The sequence below is a fragment of the Candidatus Poriferisocius sp. genome, from assembly GCF_965214065.1.
GTDB lineage: Bacteria > Actinomycetota > Acidimicrobiia > Acidimicrobiales > Bin134 > Poriferisocius.
Genome location: NZ_CBDCAT010000028.1, coordinates 516,030 through 532,978, shown reverse-complemented (window position 1 = coordinate 532,978; position 16,949 = coordinate 516,030). Strand labels below are relative to the sequence as shown.

Sequence of the window (16,949 nt, the reverse complement as noted above, 5' to 3'; positions counted from 1 at the left end):
CAACCACAAATCCGCACCCTGGGAATTGGCAAGGCAACAAGACGACACGACAACAGTGCAAATAGAGCTTCGGGGTCTCGACCCGACCGCTGAACGACCAGCCGTACGCTGCACGATCTCCCTTGCAGGTCACGGACCCACGGCCGAGATGACAGCAACCCTGCTGGCTGCCGACCTTCCTGGCGACGTCCGATTGGAAGCCGTTCCCCGTGACAACATTGCTGAGCAGCCTTGGGAGTTGGTGCTTCCCCTTTCGATGGCCGCCCATGTGGTCAGTTCCCCGGCGAGAATTCCCGACGCGTGGCCAACCCAACCAGTGCAAGAACCAAACCGAATCATGGAAATGATAGAAGAAGCCACTCCACCCCATCTCGCACTGTTCGGTGGCTCGGGACAGGGGAAGACTACGTTCATGGAGCACCTGGTAAGCGCCAGCTTCGAGGTAGGGAACACCGTTGTGGTCATATGCCCTCATGGAGACCTGGCCACTAGAGCCGCCACGATCGCGGATGCCCATCAGGTTCACTTCAGCGCCGCTGACTTCTCCGATCATGAGCATCCGCCGCGCTGGAACCTGTGCGAACCCCCAACAGGAGTCACTCCCACACAGTGGGCCGCAGAGTTGGTCCACATCATCCGAGCAGCCTGGTCCGACATGCCCAAGGAGTACTTCGGGCCGGTCTGGGACAAGAACATGCGAGTTGGTCTGACAGTTCTCACCCGCGACCCCCGCGGCCCTCACCCGTTGAGCAAACTGGCCAGCGTCCTTCTGCCGCCCATACAAGATGAATGGGTTAAGGCCTTGGGCCGAATCTGCGACAGCCACCTAGAAAGGGAACTACACGAGTTGCACCGCGCTGCGACGAACGACTCAGAAGGCTCTTGGTGGACCTGGTGTACATCCAAGCTGGAGCCATTCACCGCCGACGACCGGATGAAGCGCGTGATCGATCACTGCACAAGCACAATCGACCTGACCCGCGTCCTAGACGGCGAATCACTCATCGTGTCAGCCCCCGCCTCAGCGCTGGGTGACCAAGGTGCCAACCTGATGATGGGCACGATCCTCAATCAGCTTTGGCACTTTGCCCGACTGCGAACCAACCCAGGTCAAACGATCGACCTCTTTGTCGACGAAGTCCACCGCATACCCCCAAAGGTTCTAAGCGAATTACTGGCCGAAGGTCGAAAATTCGGGATAAGGCTCCGATTAACTACTCAGAGTCCCAACCAGCTTGCCCCCGAAGCGCGCAACGCAGCACTCAACAACTCTGGGGCTGTAGGGACATTTCGCACCGGACCCAGCGAAGCCCAATTCCTCGAACCCATGTTCCCAACCATTTCACCCGGAACACTGAATCGGCTCAGCCGCCACTGGCTCGCCATCACAGACGGCGAAGATGAACTCATAGGACCGACCATTCCCCCCAGCGTCGACCCCGACGACCGCTCGGCAATTCACGCAGCCCACCTGGACCGCCATACCGCCTTGGAGCTTAAACTGGCTGGCCTTGCCTAGAAGATGCCGACAGCTCGAGTGATGATCCTACTTGCACCGCGCTCATACCGGGCTCAGCGGAACTCGGCCTTGCGGGCGCCGCCGGGGTCGATCACCTCACGGATCAAGCGCAGCTCCTCGTCGGTGGGCAGCCGGGTTTCGGCCACGTCATCGGTACCGGCCAACTCGAAGGCGGTGGCCTCCACCACCTGATCGAGCGTCACTCCGGGGTGGACCGATGCGATCCTCATGCGGTTGTCGTCGGTTCGGAAATCGAAGACTCCCAGGTTGGAAACCACCCGGCGCACCTCGTGGAAGCGGTTGCCGGGCGCGCCCAGCTCTCGCATCCGGTCGTATCCCGGCCCCGAGACCACGTCCACCGAGGCAACGAAAGAGCGGGTGGAGTGGTTGGGCACCCAGTAGCTGGTGGGGTGGTTGATCAGGTTGCCGGGCGCCCCCCGCAGGCCGAGGAGCTGCGCTTTGGGCTGGCGGAAATCGCCGATGGCGGCGATGTTCTGGTTGCCCCATTGGTCGATCTGGCTGGCCCCCATCATCACATGGCGCTTGCCCGACCACACGATGTCGAAGATGGTGCGGTACGGCACCCACGACTCCACAACCTTGGGGGCGTCGGGATCGCCCACCGGGAAGTCGTTGGCCGCCAGCACCGACACGGCGTCGGTGTACACCATGTTTGGCTCGAAAGCAGCTCGGGCCAGCCGGCCGCCCACGATGGGCACGGTGCCGATGGGATTGCACAAGAGCTCGCCGTCGCCCCGGAAGGCCTCGGCGCAGGCCACCACGCAGATCTCATCAATGGTGGCTTCGGCGGTGGTGCTCATGACCGGGCCTCCAGCGCTTTGAGGTACTCGCCATGGGAGGGGGCATCGAGGTAGGTGCTGCGGAAGGCCTCCCACGCTTCCGGGTCGCGGGCGGTGGCCGCGTATTCCCGCTGGAAAGCCTCGTCGCGCCCGTAGTCGGGCGGGCACTCGGTGAAGTGCGCTCCCTGGGGCGCCTCCACCACGCCGTCGGTGAAAATGCGCTGGATGCGCAGAGTGTGCACAGATCCCTCGTCCAGCAGGTTCTCAGTGGGCACGATTTTTTCGGTGCTCAGAAAGGTCTTGTCCGCGGCCATGGCGAATAAGTCGTCGAAATAGAGATCGGGACCCAGGAATTGGCCGTTGCCAGCGGCATCGGCCCGATTCATATGGATCAGCGCTGCGTCCAGCTTGAAGGCGGGAATTGCCACTAGCTCCTCCCCGTCGTCATATGGCGACGTCACCGTGCGCAGGTCGGGGTTCATGGTCAGCATGTCAGAGCCCAAACCGGCCCGGGTGGGATAGAACGGCACTCGGTGGGCCGCAGCCAAAAGCCCCAGGTAGAAGGCTCCCTCGTCAAGCTCGGTGAACTCTATGGCCCCTCTCTGGCGGGCTTGGCGGAAGTGAGGCTCCAACGGAATCGAGTCGAGGGAGACGAACCCGTACACCGCCCTGCGAAGTTTGCCAGCGGCGCACAACAGCCCGATGTCGGGACCGCCGTAGGCCACCACGGTCAGATCCCTGAGATCAGAGCGCAGTATGGCCCGCACCAGCGACATGGGTTTGCGGCGCGATCCCCAGCCTCCGATGCCGATGGTCATGCCGTCCTTCAATTCGGCGACAACTTCGTCTTCGGTCATCCGCTTGTCGACCATGGCGGCGACGATAGCCCGCGCCTGAGACCTGCCCCACACTGGCAGCAATGGTCTCTGTGAACCGGTGGGATGCCCGTCACAGCCGCCATGGGGCACACTGGCAGCAATGGAAGACCTCGATTTCACCGGCAAGACCGCCATCATCACCGGCGGCACCAAGGGACTGGGCCGGGGCATGGCCACCCGTTTCCTGGCTGCGGGGGCCGATGTGGTGATCTGCGCCCGGCGGCCGCCGGACGAGCCGGTGGCCGCCAACGGCGGGGAGGCCGTGTTCGTGGCCGCCGACGTGCGAGACCCCGAACAGGTCGCCGGAGTAGTGGCCGCCGCGGTGAAGCACACCGGACGGGTAGACACCCTCATCAACAACGCGGGCGGAGCCCCTCCAGCCGAGTCGGCCACGGTGTCGCCCCGGTTCAACGAGAAGATCGTGGCCCTCAACCTGATGGCCCCGATGGCGTTCAGCCAGGCGGTGTACCCGGTGATGCAGGAGCAGGAGAGCGGCGGCGTGATCCTGAACATCTCCTCGGTTTCGGGCATTCGGCCCAACCCGATGGGCATCGCCTACGGGGCGGCCAAGGCCGGGCTGTTGAACTTGAGCGAGACCCTGGCGGTGGAGTGGGGACCGAAGATACGGGTGCTGACCGTGACCGTGGGGCTGATCGTGACCGAGGACGCCTACCTGTACTACGGCGACGACTCCGGCATCGCCGCGGTGGGAGAGACCATCGCCCTGGGCCGCATGGGCCAACCCGACGACGTGGCCGACGTGTGCTTGTTCTTGGCGTCACCCATGGCCCGGTGGATGTCGGGGGCCAACATCAAGGTCCACGGCGGCGGGGAGAAGCCGGCCTATCTGGGCGTCTCCACCGGCGAGGTGGCCGCCGAAGAAAGCTGATCGCCCGACGATGGCGGTGAGCATCCCCTTTCTGACTGAGCCGGCGGTGGACTACGGCGCGGTGGTGGAGATGGCCCCTGGCCTACGCCGGGTGATGGCCAACAATCCCAGCAAGTTCACCTACCGGGGCACCGGGACCTACATCGTCGGACAGGGCCGGGTGGCCATCGTCGATCCCGGCCCCGACGACGCCGACCATGTCGCCGCGGTGCTGGCCGCAGTCGACGGTGAGCAGGTGGAGGCCCTGCTCATCACCCACACGCACCGGGACCATTCCCCCGCGTCCCAGGCGGTGGCCGAGGCCACCGGAGCACCGACCTACGGATTTGGCCCCCATCCGGCGTCTGACACAGACGACGGCAAAAGCGAGGAGCGGGGCGACATCGACTTCGCCCCCGATATGGCCGTGGTGCACGGCGATGTGGTCGAAGGGCCGGGGTGGAGCTTCGAGTGCCTTTACACCCCCGGTCACATCTCCAACCACATCGCCTACCGCTGGCGGGAGGCGGACGGCGTGTTCACCGGCGACCACATCATGGGGTGGTCCACCACCATCATTCCCCCGCCCGACGGAAACATGACCGACTACCTGACCAGCCTACGGTTGTTGGCCGACTGTCCCTACGACCGGGTGTATTGGCCCACCCACGGCCCGCCAGTCACCGAGCCTCATGTGTTGGTGGAGGCTCTCTATGCCCACCGCCTGGATCGGGAGCGCCAGATCCTGGAGTGTCTGGCCACCGGGCCGCAGACCATCCCGGAAATGGTGCGGGTGATGTACGCCGACGTGGCCACAGAGCTGCATGAGCCGGCCGCCCGCTCCGTGCTGGCCCACCTCATCGCCATGGTTGGCGACGGCCGTGTAGGTAGCGACGGCGAAGCGACCGCCGAGGCGGTGTACTTCCGGGAATAGCAGGCGGAGCGGGCTGCGACCACCTCGCCCTGCTGTCCGACTATGAGACCGTCACCGGAGACGCGTTCAAGTAACAGGAGGTGAGGGCTGACGCCACCTCGTCCTGAGCCTCCCCGAAGCCCTCTCCGGTGTCGACCACCATGGCGTCTCTGACTACGGCCCGCAGCCCATCAACCGAAATTTGGGAGGCGATGCACTCGGCTTGATCAATGGGTTCACCTTCTGAGACCAAGACCTGGACCACGAAGTTTCGCCAGTCAACGCAACCCAAGGCCAGATTCTCAAGATCAAACGCCTCTCGATCGGAAATGTCGAACCAGTCTCCGACCACAAACAATCCTGGCTGCCGATATGCCTCAGTGAAGGACTCCGAGTCGAGTCCCAATTCGCCCAACCGTTCGTCGGTGAACACGGCAAATGCCTCTTCGGCCAGGCAATTGATCTCCTGTCGAGTCATGAATGTGGTGACCAGTTCATCTCCCAAGACCAGCTCTGAAAATGTGTCGGTCAGCTCTTGCCTAATGGGGCCGGTTGAATCGCCATTTTCAGCCTGGTCGCCATTTTCAGGGTCGGCAACGTCGGTTGGAGACGAATCGGGGGCTTCGACCGTCTCAGTGGACTGGACAGCGGGAGCCTGGGTAGCGGGGACAGACTGTGCGCTGCTCTCGCTGTCGCTCGAACAGGCTGCTGCCAAGATGGCTACAAGCAATAGAGGGATGAACCAGCCGCGGCGCACAGGTCAACCCCAGCGTTAGCCGATTTCTTCAATGGTTACCGAGTTGACGGTTACCGGGGGTTCGGGGCCTCCGCCCAGCGTGTTGTCGGGCTGGTCGACGTGGCTGGCCAAGATGGCCTCGGCCACCGCCAGGCTGTCGTCGTCCATCTGCCCGAACACCACGTAGGTGCCCTGGCTGTTGAGCAGGGCGGTGTTCTCGTTGACGGCAAAGAAGAATTGGGCGCTGGCGCTGTTGGGCGCGGCAGTGCGGGCCATCACGATCTGACCCGGCTCGTAGGCAAAGCCGAAGCCCTCATCAGGAATGGTGTATCCCGGCCCTGGATCGCTCGGCGAATTGGTGTGGGGCGAGCCGCCCTGGATGATGCCTATGCTCGGGTCGGTTCGGAACAACAGTGTGTCGTCGTAGTAATGAAACTGGGCTAGCACTGCGAAATTGTTGGCCGTGACCGGAGTGTTGAACGTGTCCAGGTCGATCCGCATCTCTCCTGCGGTGGTGTCGAACACCGCGGTGTACTGCTTGGACAGGTCCAAGCACAGGGGCTGTGGACCGTTGAAATCCAACAATGTGGGTCCCGACCCATCCGCAGGCGGACAGGGGCCAGAGCCGAATTCGGTTGCTTCGGCGAAGTCATCGTCGCCATCATCGAAACCGCCCATCAACTCGATTTCCTCAGGGGTCAAGCACATGTTCTGGATCCGAAAGAGCTCGGCAAGCACCGGCGGTGGCTCATCGGAGGGCTCTGACTCTGCTGACCATGCAAACTCGATGTAGGCATCGGCGATTTCGTCCGTAATGTTGTCGACCACGCACTGGGCACTCGATTCAGACACCCCAGTTTCTTGGACCAAACCGGCGAGAATGGATTCCCGCAGAAAAGTTCGCATCATTTCGGCATCCAGCGAAGTTCCTGAACCCGCCTCTGCTTCTTGGGCCGCATCTGGCGCCGCTGCATCTGAGCTCTGAGTTGGTTCAGATGCCGGAGAGGGTGTTGCATCGGTCGCAGCTTCAGTGGGCTGGGCGGCGGCCTCGGTAGTTGCCGCAGGCGGCGTGCTGTCGTCGCTGTCGCTTGAGCAGGCGGCGGCAACCAAGCAGACCAGAGCCACAGACAAGACCATTCGCAATATCCTCATGACGACGCCCATCTTCCAATCACCATCTACGACGCTCCAACGGTACCCAAGGTTCCTCCAAAAGCCGCGCAATTGCCGGTACGCCAACTCAGGCCACCGCGCCCGACGAGCGGAGCGCTTCCACCTGCTCGGCGGAGTAGCCCAGCTCTTCGAGCACCGAGTCGGTATCGGCTCCTGGAGGATGTGACGTCACCGCTGGCTCAGATGGCGTCCCCTCGAAGCGGGGAGCGGGCCGGGGCTGGGTGACCCCGCCGAATTCGAAGAACGAACCACGGGCCTGGGCATGAGGATGCGACGGGGATTGCCCCATGTTGAGAACAGGGCTGACGCAGGCGTCGGTGCCGTCGAATACGGCCATCCAAGCATCCAGGGTGCGCTGGGCAATGATCTCGCCTATCCGCTGCTTCATCTCCGGCCACCGACTCCGGTCCATCTGGTCGGGCAAATCTTCGGTTCCGGCCAGGCCGATGCCGGCCATGAACTCGGCGTGGAATTGGGGCTCGATGGCGCCCACCGCCAGCCACTTGCCGTCGGAAGTGCCGTATACCTCGTAGAAATATGCCCCCGAGTCCAAGAAGTTGGCCCCAAACTCGTCGGTCCAGAACCCGCTGGCGTGGGCTGCATACAACGGCGACAGTAGGTAGGCGGCGCCGTCCACCATGGCCGCATCCACCACCTGGCCGTCACCGCCCCGAGCCACTTCCAACAGAGCGGCCACCATGCCCAGCACCAGGAACATCGAGCCACCCCCGAAGTCGCCGATGAGATTGAGGGGCACCGTGGGCGGCTGTCCCGTCCGACCGATGTGGGCCAGCGGGCCGGCTATGGAGATGTAGTTGATGTCGTGGCCGGCCCGGTCGGCCATCGGTCCGGACTGGCCCCAGCCGGTCATGCGCCCGTAGACCAGCTTGGGATTGCGGGCCAGGCAAGCGTCAGGACCGACCCCGAGGCGATCGGCCACCCCCGCCCGGAAGCCCTCGAACAGGCCGTCGGACGCCTCAACCAGGCGGAGCACGGCCTCCACTCCACCGGGCTGCTTGAGGTCGAAGGCCACGGTGCGCTTACCCCGCTCCATGGGACCCGATTGCGAGGCCACCGGGTTGCCTGAGCCGCCCACCCGGTCAACCCGGATGACCTCGGCACCCATGTCCGACAGCATCATTCCGGCGAACGGGGTCGGCCCGATCCCGGCCAACTCCACGATGCGCATTCCCTTCAGCGGACCCATGGCCCTACGGTATGCACTCTGAGGCCAGCAACCCGAAGGCAGGCAGCGGTATGCCTGCCACCCAATGCAACCGAAAGCCCTGGCCCAAGCCGGGTTCGACGTAGCCGTGTCGGCCCGCACCCTGGTGGACGGAGCCGGCCGGGATATGTACAACCCCGATCTCGCCATTCCCGGCGGACTAGACACCACCGTGGCCGCCATCGAGGCTGCGGGCCAACAGGGGGTGGCATTCACCATGGACTTGCTGGACCGAGACAGCGTGATGGCGTGCATCGATGGCGCTCTGGATCACTTCGGCCACCTCGATGTGCTGGTGAACAACGCCATCTACCAGGGCAAAGTGAGCATGACCCCGATTTTGGAGCTAGAAGAACCCGAAGTGCATCGGCTGTTTGAGGGGAACGTGTTCGCCCAATTGGCGATCACCGAGAGGGTGCTGGCTGCCATGGTGGAGCAGGGCTCGGGCACCATCGTGAACATGATCTCTGCCTCGGCCTACACCGACCCGCCCGGCCCCATCGGCAAAGGGGGCTGGGGCATGGCCTACGCAATGAGCAAGGGGGCCTTCACCCGCATGACCCCTCATATCCACGTGGAGCACGGGCCAGACGGCATCCGCTGCTTCAGCATCGATCCCGGCTATGTGATCACCGAGGCCGCCCGGGCCCGCAACACCGCCGGTTCGTTCCCCTACCCCGGCGGCGAGCCCGCCACCATCGGGGCGGTGGTGGCCTGGCTGGCCACATCCCCCGACGCCGACGAGCACCTGGGCGGCATCGTGTACGCCCAAAGCGAGTTCAAAAAGCGAGGCCTGTCGGCGTGAGGGCCGTGCGCCACACTCCCGAGGGCATCCGTCCGGTAGAGGTGCCGGCGCCCACCTCTGTGGCCGTCGGCAATGACAAGGGGGTGCGGATCCGGCCCCGCTCGGTGGGCATCTGCCAAACCGACCTGAACATGGTGGGCTTCGGACCGAGGGAGATGACCTTCGGCCACGAGTTCGCCGGTGTGCTGGACGACGGAACCCCGGTGGCGATTGAGCCGATGGTGCCTTGCGAGGTGTGCGAGTTCTGCGCAATGGGCGACTACCACTGGTGCGAGAAGTCGCACGAGATGATCGCCGGAGTGGCCTTCGACGGGGGCATGGCCGACGAGATCCTGCTGCCGGAGCGTTGCCTGGTGCGCCTGCCCCACGGGTTGGACGTGGCCAACGCCTGCTTGTGCGAGCCGCTGGCTGTCAACATCCACAGTCTGATGCTGGGGCGGTTGGAGAGCCGCCACCGGGTGGCGGTGGTGGGCCCCGGCATCACCGGATTCGGCTTGCTGGGCGGAGCGGCGGCCCGCTGGAGGGGCTGTGTGGTGGACGTGGAGCCCGATCACGATCTTCACGCGGCGGCAGCCGAGCACATGGGCCTCGGCGTAGGCCTTTCGGGCACTTATGACGTGGTCATAGAAGGCGACGGCTCAGAGCGCTCCATCACCCGCTCTGCTGAGGTGGCCCGCCCCGGAGGGACTGTCCTGCTGGTGGCCGGCTACTACCAGAACAAGCTGTTCGAGGTGCTGCCCTGGGTGCTCAAGGAGCTGACCGCGGTGTGGGGAACGTTCTATGGCCACCACGGTGCCGGTCGGGCCTTCGACTCAGCCGCCGCTTTGTTGGCCCACCGCCCCGAGATCGCCGAAGCCATGATCACCCAGCGATTCCCCCTCGACGGCGCCGACGAAGCCTTCGCCCTGGCCGCCAGCGACACCCCCACACTCAAGGTTGTAGTCGAGCCCTAGTGGTGTGTCTTGGGATTAGCGCCGTGGATTGCGGCGGCAGCGGCGTTCCTCGCAAGGCGCACCGACGCAGCCATACCCGGAGCGTACGGCAAGGAGGGGCAACGCCGCGAGGGGCGGCGATGCCTAGCAGGACACGCGCGAATAAACCCAAGACACACCACTAGCTCAGATCAGACCAAGAACGTGTCTCGCAGGCGCTCGATGGTTTGGGAGTTGACGCCGTATTCCAGGGCGTATCCCTTGGGGCCGCCCCAGCGAGCATCGACGATGTCCAGCAGCTCGGACATGGCGCCAATGGGGGCTGTGGTGATGTCGTCGGGCAGCTTTTCCCAAACTTTGGCCATGTCAGGCAGCTCGGCCAGCCCCCTTTCCCGGATAAGGGGCGCCGCAGGGGCAGTGGCCGCATAGTCGCCCACGATGTCCTGGCGGTCTACACCCACCAACCCCAAGATCAGCGCGGCCAGACAGCCGGTGCGGTCCTTTCCAGCCATGCAGAAAAAGGCGGTCGGCCACTTATCGGGATCGGCAACCAGCTCGATGGCGGCGGCAAACCGCTCTCCCCCGCTGCTGATCATGTTCTCGTAGAGCTGTCCGAAGGAGCGGCTCATCAGGTCGGGATCGGGGCGCTCATAGGTATGCATGGTCCGATCGGTCGTGCCGATGTGGTGCTCGACAATGCCCAGTGACGGATCAAGCACTCCAACCCGCTCTCGCTCGTCATTCGCCCTCAAGTCCACGGCGGTGCGGATGCCCAATCGACCGGCGACCACTGCGCCATCAGCCCGGCTGAGGCGGTGGAGCGAGTCAGCCCGAAACAGCACACCCCATTTGGTAGTGCCGCCCAAGGTGCTGGCATAGCCGCCCAAGTCCCGGAAGTTCACGCACCCGTCCAGTGGAATGCGCCGCTGATGGTTCATTGCCACCTCCTTAGGGGTGCTGGGAGCTGACGGAGACGATCTCGCCGGTCATGTAGGTGGAGTATTCGCTAGCCAGAAACACCATCACGTTGGCCACTTCCCATGGTTCTGCTGCCCGATCGAAGGCCTCCAGCGAGATCAGGTCGTCGAGAAACTCTTGGCTGGACACCTTGGCCAAGAACGGGTGCATGGCCAGGCTGGGAGCCACGCAGTTGACGCGAACCCCTGATTCGGCCGCCTCCATCGCCGCGCAGCGGGTAAGGGCCATAACCCCCGCTTTGGCCGCGGCGTAGTGGCTCTGGCCCGCCTGGGCCCGCCATCCCATGACCGAGGCGTTGTTGACGATGACCCCCGAACCCCGCGGCATCATGTGGCGCAGCGCGGCCCGGGTGGTTCGCATGGTGCCGTTGAGGGTCACGTCGACGACGACATGCCACTGGTCGTCGGTCATGTCCACCAGATTGGCGGTGCCCCCCAAACCGGCGTTGTTGATCATCACGTCAACGTGGCCCAGCTCGGTTGCCGCGGCATCGATCAGGGCCTGGACCTCCTCCTCGACCGTGACATTGCACAACTGCGCAGCGGGGCGAGAACCGAATTCTTCGGCCAAGCGGTCGGCGGCTTCGGCCAGACGGCGCTCGTGGATGTCGCTGATGAGCACCCGGGCGCCCTCGGCTGTGCATCGGCGGGCGGCGGCGAAGCCGAGTCCGGTGCCCGCCGCGGCGGTTACCACCACAGTCTTGCCTTCTAGCAGCCCTCGGCCCGGCGGCTCGGCTGGCACTTGGCGGCTCACGGCGACACCGGAGCCGGCGGCAGATCCCTCATGGCCTCAGCTAGCTCAGCGATGGTCCACTCCCGCTCATCGTCGAGGAAGTCCTGGCGCAGCCACGGGGTGTACCAGCGGACGTCGCCCCCCTTGGCCATGAACACTCGCCCGGTCACGTCGCAGTCGGCCGTGGCCAGCCAGCCCACCACCGGTGCCGGATGGAAGGGATGGAACACGTCAAACCCCTCGGCGGGCTTGGCCACCATCTCGGCCACTCCGGGTGCCCCCTCGGTCATGCGGGTGCGGCCGGCGGGAGTGACGCAGTTCACCCGCACGCCGTAGCGACCCAGCTCTTGGGCGATGATCACCGTCATGCCCGCTATGGCCGACTTGGCCGCCCCGTAGTTGGACTGCCCCACCTGGCCGATGAGCCCCGAGGTGGAGCTGATATTGATCACCGAGGCGTTCACCTCTGCGCCGGATTTGACCTGGTCTCGCCACCAGCCGGCGCAAACCCGGGTCATACAGAACGTGGTCTTGAGGTGGCCTCGGATCACCGAGTCCCAATCGTCCTCGCTCATAGAGGCGAACATCTTGTCCCGCAGGATGCCGGCGTTGTTCACAAGCACATCCACTCCCCCGAAGGCATCCAAGGTCTGGGCCAGCAGCGACTCGGCTCCGGCCATCTCGGCTACGTCGTCACTGTTGGCCACCGCGGTTCCGCCGGCAGCGGCGATCTCGTCTACCACCGCCTGGGCCACAGACGGGTTGGCACCAGTACCGTCGGCTTCGCAGCCCAAATCGTTGACCACCACCTTGGCGCCCTCGGCGGCGAACAGCAGGGCGTAGTGGCGGCCTATCCCCCGGCCGGCACCGGTGATGACGGCGATCCGCCTCTCGAGCGCGCCCCCCGGCATCAGCTTCCCTGGGCCGCCTGGCGCTGAGCTGCCTGTGCTTCCAGCATGGCCATGGTGGGGTGCTCCTCGGTGCCTACGGTGCGGGGCAGAGCCTCCTCGATGCCCTCAGGAGTCCAACTGCTGTCAGGGGCGAACATGGAGCGAATCTCGCCGAACTGGGCCCAAACGGAAATTCGGGGGCCGACCACGGTGTAGACCTGAGCGGTGATGTCCCGAGCCTGGTCGCTGAGCAAGTACACGGCCAGGGGCGCCACGTCCTCGGGCTCACCGGCCTCAATTTCGAATGGAACGTTCTCCGACATGCGGGTCTTGGCGCTGGGGGCGATGCAGTTGGCATTGATGCCGTAGCGCTTAAGGGCCAGCGCGGCACTCTTGGTGAGCGAGATGATGCCCCCCTTGGCCGCCGAGTAGTTGCACTGGGACGTGGAGCCGGTGAACGCCCCCGAGGTGATGCCCACCAGCGACCCGCCGGTGTCCTGTTTGCGCATGACGGCCGAGGCGTGCTTGTACACCGTGAAGTGGCCCTTGAGGTGTACTCGGATCACGTCGTCGAACTCTTCTTCGGACATGTTGAAGATCATCCGCTCTCGCAGGATGCCGGCCACGCATACTGCTCCGTCGATGGAGCCCCAAGTGTCCACTGCTGCCTGAACGGCGGCCGAGCCACCCTCCATGGTGCTTATGTCGGAGGCCAGTGCCAGGGCGGTCCCACCAGCCGCCTCGATCTCAGCCACCACCGCGTCGGCCACCTCTGACGAGGGGTCCTCTCCGTGCAGCGACACGCCATAGTCGGCCACCACCACGTTGGCGCCGGCTGAGGCGCAGCCCAAGGCGATGGCTCGCCCAATTCCGTTGCCCGCGCCGGTGACGACAATGTTCTTGCCTTCTAGATATCCAGTCACGGGCGAAAACCCTACCCGTCGCCTGGAGCCAGTAGTTGGTCGAAGAGCTCGGCCAATGCCTCTGGGGGAATTCGGCCGCTTCCTCTGAGAGCCAATGTCCCGTCCCCAAACGCGAAAACCCAGAACGGGGTGCCCGCCTGACCAAAGGCGACGGCCACCTCATTGTCGGCGCTGTCCACCAGAACAGGGAATGGCCAGCCCTCGTCGGCCAACCATTTGCTGGGCGGATAGTTGTCCCTGCTGGCGTCCACCAAAGTGACCACGCTGAGAAGGTCAACCCCTTCAGGCAAGTTGTTGCCTTCGGCCAGCCAGTTGGTGAGCTCTACAACCTCAGCCTGGCAAGCCGGGCACCAGTGAGCCAGGAACACGATGGCAGCTGGCCGCTCCCCTGGTGTCCACTCCAGCGGCGAGCCATCAATGGCAGTGCCGCTGAGGGCGGGCACCGGTTGGCCGAATGCCGGATCGGAATCAGGTGAATCCCCAATCGGTCCCAGTGGTTGTCCGATCACCTGCACCGGGGCAACCTCGACCGCGGTGGGAACCTCGGTAGCTGTGGGCGCCTCGGCAGGTGTGGGGGTTTCTGTAGCTGTGGGTGCCTCGGCTGGCGTGGGGGTTTCGGTGGCCGAGGGAGTCTCCAAAGGCGTGGGCTGCTCGGTGGTGGTGGGCGCAGCGACCGAGGTCTGATCAGGAGCCGTGCCGTCATCGCCACCGCAGGCAGCCGCCAGCAGCAGGGCAGCGCCAATCAGCGCTAAAACTCGGCGAACGGTGCGCTTGGAATTCATGACCACAGGCTACGGGCTGGCTACAGCGGCATCACCACGCCGCCGTTGGGCCGCATGGTCTGGCCGGTGACGAACCGCCCGGCCTCAGAGCACAGGTACAAGATGGCATAGGCGATGTCGTTGGGATTGCCCACATAGCCCAGCGGGTTCATCTGAGCGATGGTGTCGAAGTGGTTCCTCTGGCGATCAGGGTCGACCTTGCCGTCGTCGTTGAGGAAGTGGCGGTCGTAGATGGGCGTCTCGATGGAGCCGGGGGCTACCGCATTCACCCGGATGGGGGCCATCTCCACTGCGGCGGTGCGGGTGATCATCTTCACCGCCGCCTTGGTGAGGGCGTACACCGAGATCATCGGTGCGGGCATGTCGGCTCCGGCTGACGACAAGTTGACGATGGACCCCGACTTCTGGTCGGCCATAGCCCGGCCCGCCGCGGCAGTGCCCCAGTAGACGCCCTTTATGTTCACGTTCATCACCCGGTCGAGCTGTTCGGGGGTGGTGTTCACGATGAGGCTGTCGGTGATGATCCCGGCGTTGTTCACCATGATGTCGAGCCGTCCGTGGCGGTTCACCGCGTCGGCCACCAGGGCGTCCACCGCCGCCTTGTCACTCACGTCGGTAGGCACCGCCGACCATGACGCTCCCAGCGCATCCAGCTCGCCACCGGTCTCGCCCATGCCGTCGGCGTCCACGTCGCCCAGCACCACCGAAGCCCCGGCCTTGGCCAGCGTCACCGCCGTCCCCCGGCCAATCCCCGATGCCGCCCCGGTGACCACCGCCACCCGATCAGAAATATCAAACGCCGCCAAGATGTCGTCATGCATGGCCCCATATTGGCCGCTGCACAGCCCCCAAGCCCCACCGAACAGGGTGAATAAATACTCAGTCGATAGTTGAGAAGTCTCTTTGGCCCGAGACTGGTCGATCGAAGAAATGTGTATTTAGTCCGAGCGACATATACACACGATCTCCACTGACACTACTTCTAGACTACTTGTCAGCTGCATCCTGAAAGAAGATTGATACTCCAATAATCTCTATAGTCGCCTTTCCTATTATTGAACATACTATATTAGTCTATCAAACAAGTAAGCAAGATATTACTGAAGAGTTGATAATGGCATTAACACACAATTCAAAGAAAAGATAATTATTCTTGACATGGATGTTCGAGGCGTATTGACTGGGCATTCAGAAAGGCCCCAAAGGAGTGCAGGCCCAAGAAGACAGATTGATCAAGCAAACAAGTACAATTAACCAGAAAGGCACATGATGAAGGAGTCGAGCCAATGGAAATTCATAACGGAGTCGAGCCAACGATATCCGCTTTTGTTTTCAGAGTTTCGCAGGCGATGATATGACGGATGCCGAATATGGAAATTGTGTTACATCCACAGATGTGTTTTGGCGAGATGAAGACCTTCCTGGCTCACGACGTGGTCAGTACCAGTGCATCACATATTCAGAGGATGACTGTGATAGCTCTAATATAACGCTTGACTTTGATCAATTGGACATAGGCTCACATGATTGGGAGGACCGTCGAAAAACCTCAGTGCATGAGATCGGACATTCTGTTGGAGCAAATCATGACAGCATTAGCGCCATGATCTCCGGCGAAATCCCGAGTGCATCGAACATCGCATGGAGGCGCTTCAGCTCCCATGACATCAACCACATCAATGACAATTACTAGGGAGGATGAAATGATCTCAAGACTCACCCTATTCAGGTGCTTGTGGACCTGTCTTGTACCAGCACTGCTCATGTTGGGCTGCGGAAATGACGATGACACAAGCCAAAGTCTCGCCGCGCTGATTGCTGCTACTACTCATGGCACTGGGGTTGACTACACACCTCTCGATAATCCAACGAATGCGATTAACTCCGCTGACGCGATAATCGGCGGAATCCTGATCGATATCCGACCAGGAATTCGTGTTTCTGAAAGTGGGACTACCGATCCACGGTTCAATGACAATCGCGAAGTCGCCTCGTACTACGTGGCCTACGTGATCGACGTGAGCGAGAGATTATCTAACAAGAGCACAGTCACTGTTCCGGATGAGATCGAAGTACAAGTCCTATCCGACACTCAAGTTAGCGCCGCTGAACTGGCTAGACTTAACACCCGGCCTGAAGTGATTGTGGCACTCGATATGGTCTCAGCCACTGATCTGGACGGCATCTCACTAAAGACCGAGAGCGGTTCGCTTGTCAAATCGGTATTCTTCCCATTCACAGATATGTTCTGGCTAGACGATGGGACTGGACCTAAAGCCCTGTACCTTGACAGTCTTGACGAACTTGCACCTGGTTGGGGATCGCTTAGTTCTCTTGCAGACCTTAAGAACTCGCTCCGCTGACAGCCGTGCAGGTTGTTGATCACTAGGCCGGTTCCCAGAAGACCATGGCGTGGGTGTCGTCGTAGGTGCGGGCGTAGGCGGTGACGGGCATGCCGATTTCTACGGCTTCGGGGTCGATGCCGGTGAGGCCGCCGAACATTCTCACTCCCTCGGGGAGGTCGACCATGACCAGAACGTAGGGCAGCTCGGCAAAGGCCGGAGCTCCGTACTGGCGAACAATCGTGTAGGTGTAGACGTTGCCGGTGCCGGCGGCATCCATCCACTCGGGCACTGCGGCGCAGGCCGTGCATAGCGCTCGGGGGTAATGCTGGCGGTGGCCGCATTCGGGGCACTGCTGGATGAGCAGGCGGCCCTCGGCCGCGGCGGCGAAGAAGTCGCCGTACTCCCCTTCGCCGGCGGGGACCGGCCCCTGCCATTCAAGATCGCTCACAA

The 16,949-nt window shown here is 63.1% G+C and carries 18 protein-coding genes; 6 read left to right on the top strand and 12 right to left on the bottom strand.

Features of this window, described 5'->3' with window-relative positions; genetic code table 11:
- Window positions 1–412: 412 nt before the first annotated feature.
- On the top strand, window positions 413–1,519 hold the full coding sequence (locus ACOOGG_RS13830) for a hypothetical protein (RefSeq protein WP_420436023.1): 1,107 nt from the start codon (window positions 413–415) through the stop codon (window positions 1,517–1,519).
- 53 nt (window positions 1,520–1,572) lie between these two features.
- Here ACOOGG_RS13830 and ACOOGG_RS13825 read toward each other — a convergent pair whose 3' ends face one another.
- Both ACOOGG_RS13825 and ACOOGG_RS13820 read right to left on the bottom strand, forming a co-directional pair.
- Window positions 1,573–2,340: a CoA-transferase subunit beta gene (locus ACOOGG_RS13825; RefSeq protein WP_420436021.1), complete on the bottom strand. Its 768-nt coding sequence runs from the start codon at window positions 2,338–2,340 to the stop codon at window positions 1,573–1,575.
- Complete coding sequence (locus ACOOGG_RS13820; protein WP_420436019.1) at window positions 2,337–3,191, bottom strand: CoA transferase subunit A; 855 nt, start codon at window positions 3,189–3,191, stop codon at window positions 2,337–2,339. Before ACOOGG_RS13820 ends, ACOOGG_RS13825 begins: the two co-directional genes overlap by 4 nt.
- Window positions 3,192–3,297: 106 nt before the next feature.
- Between ACOOGG_RS13820 and ACOOGG_RS13815 the strand changes: the two genes are divergently transcribed.
- Window positions 3,298–4,086 (top strand): SDR family oxidoreductase, encoded by a 789-nt coding sequence (locus ACOOGG_RS13815; protein WP_420436017.1) that lies wholly within the window; start codon window positions 3,298–3,300, stop codon window positions 4,084–4,086.
- A gap of 10 nt (window positions 4,087–4,096) precedes the next feature.
- The gene (locus tag ACOOGG_RS13810; protein ID WP_420436015.1) at window positions 4,097–4,999 is read left to right on the top strand and encodes an MBL fold metallo-hydrolase; all 903 of its coding nucleotides are present in this window, start codon (window positions 4,097–4,099) and stop codon (window positions 4,997–4,999) included.
- 40 nt (window positions 5,000–5,039) lie between these two features.
- Here the strand turns inward: ACOOGG_RS13810 and ACOOGG_RS13805 are convergent, their stop codons facing one another.
- The 3 genes from ACOOGG_RS13805 to ACOOGG_RS13795 form a co-directional block, all read right to left on the bottom strand.
- On the bottom strand, window positions 5,040–5,735 hold the full coding sequence (locus tag ACOOGG_RS13805; RefSeq protein WP_420436013.1) for a hypothetical protein: 696 nt from the start codon (window positions 5,733–5,735) through the stop codon (window positions 5,040–5,042).
- A 15-nt stretch (window positions 5,736–5,750) separates the two neighbouring features.
- The gene (locus ACOOGG_RS13800; RefSeq protein ID WP_420436011.1) at window positions 5,751–6,851 is read right to left on the bottom strand and encodes a peptidylprolyl isomerase; all 1,101 of its coding nucleotides are present in this window, start codon (window positions 6,849–6,851) and stop codon (window positions 5,751–5,753) included.
- Between the two features lie 103 nt (window positions 6,852–6,954).
- Window positions 6,955–8,094, bottom strand: a complete 1,140-nt coding sequence (locus ACOOGG_RS13795; protein WP_420436009.1) for a CaiB/BaiF CoA transferase family protein — start codon at window positions 8,092–8,094, stop codon at window positions 6,955–6,957.
- A gap of 64 nt (window positions 8,095–8,158) precedes the next feature.
- Here ACOOGG_RS13795 and ACOOGG_RS13790 point away from each other — a divergent pair, with 64 nt between their 5' ends.
- Together ACOOGG_RS13790 and ACOOGG_RS13785 are read left to right on the top strand one after the other, a co-directional pair.
- The gene (locus tag ACOOGG_RS13790; protein WP_420436007.1) at window positions 8,159–8,917 is read left to right on the top strand and encodes an SDR family NAD(P)-dependent oxidoreductase; all 759 of its coding nucleotides are present in this window, start codon (window positions 8,159–8,161) and stop codon (window positions 8,915–8,917) included.
- Window positions 8,914–9,870 carry a zinc-dependent alcohol dehydrogenase gene (locus tag ACOOGG_RS13785; RefSeq protein WP_420436005.1) on the top strand — a complete coding sequence of 319 codons (957 nt, stop codon included), beginning with the start codon at window positions 8,914–8,916 and terminating at the stop codon, window positions 9,868–9,870. Before ACOOGG_RS13790 ends, ACOOGG_RS13785 begins: the two co-directional genes overlap by 4 nt.
- Window positions 9,871–10,040: 170 nt before the next feature.
- On the opposite strand, the gene ACOOGG_RS13780 is transcribed toward ACOOGG_RS13785, so the two are convergent.
- Genes ACOOGG_RS13780 through ACOOGG_RS13755 form a run of 6 tightly spaced genes read right to left on the bottom strand, consistent with a single transcriptional unit; the run spans window position 10,041 to window position 14,975 of the window.
- Window positions 10,041–10,787, bottom strand: coding sequence for a tyrosine-protein phosphatase (locus tag ACOOGG_RS13780; RefSeq protein ID WP_420436003.1), 747 nt, complete (start codon window positions 10,785–10,787; stop codon window positions 10,041–10,043).
- 10 nt (window positions 10,788–10,797) lie between these two features.
- Window positions 10,798–11,580 carry an SDR family oxidoreductase gene (locus ACOOGG_RS13775; protein WP_420436001.1) on the bottom strand — a complete coding sequence of 261 codons (783 nt, stop codon included), beginning with the start codon at window positions 11,578–11,580 and terminating at the stop codon, window positions 10,798–10,800.
- Window positions 11,577–12,470: an SDR family oxidoreductase gene (locus ACOOGG_RS13770; RefSeq protein WP_420435999.1), complete on the bottom strand. Its 894-nt coding sequence runs from the start codon at window positions 12,468–12,470 to the stop codon at window positions 11,577–11,579. The genes ACOOGG_RS13775 and ACOOGG_RS13770 overlap by 4 nt, the downstream gene beginning before the upstream one ends.
- Window positions 12,470–13,372, bottom strand: coding sequence for an SDR family oxidoreductase (locus ACOOGG_RS13765; protein WP_420435997.1), 903 nt, complete (start codon window positions 13,370–13,372; stop codon window positions 12,470–12,472). The genes ACOOGG_RS13770 and ACOOGG_RS13765 overlap by 1 nt, the downstream gene beginning before the upstream one ends.
- Before the next feature lie 11 nt (window positions 13,373–13,383).
- Entirely contained in the window at window positions 13,384–14,154 is a 771-nt protein-coding gene (locus ACOOGG_RS13760; protein ID WP_420435995.1) for a redoxin family protein, read from the bottom strand.
- A gap of 20 nt (window positions 14,155–14,174) precedes the next feature.
- A complete protein-coding gene (locus ACOOGG_RS13755; RefSeq protein WP_420435993.1) occupies window positions 14,175–14,975 on the bottom strand; it encodes an SDR family NAD(P)-dependent oxidoreductase in 801 nt (266 codons plus the stop codon).
- 840 nt (window positions 14,976–15,815) lie between these two features.
- Here ACOOGG_RS13755 and ACOOGG_RS13750 point away from each other — a divergent pair.
- Entirely contained in the window at window positions 15,816–16,517 is a 702-nt protein-coding gene (locus ACOOGG_RS13750; protein WP_420435991.1) for a hypothetical protein, read from the top strand.
- Between the two features lie 22 nt (window positions 16,518–16,539).
- Here ACOOGG_RS13750 and ACOOGG_RS13745 read toward each other — a convergent pair whose 3' ends face one another.
- A complete protein-coding gene (locus ACOOGG_RS13745; RefSeq protein WP_420435989.1) occupies window positions 16,540–16,947 on the bottom strand; it encodes a Zn-ribbon domain-containing OB-fold protein in 408 nt (135 codons plus the stop codon).
- Window positions 16,948–16,949: the final 2 nt, after the last annotated feature.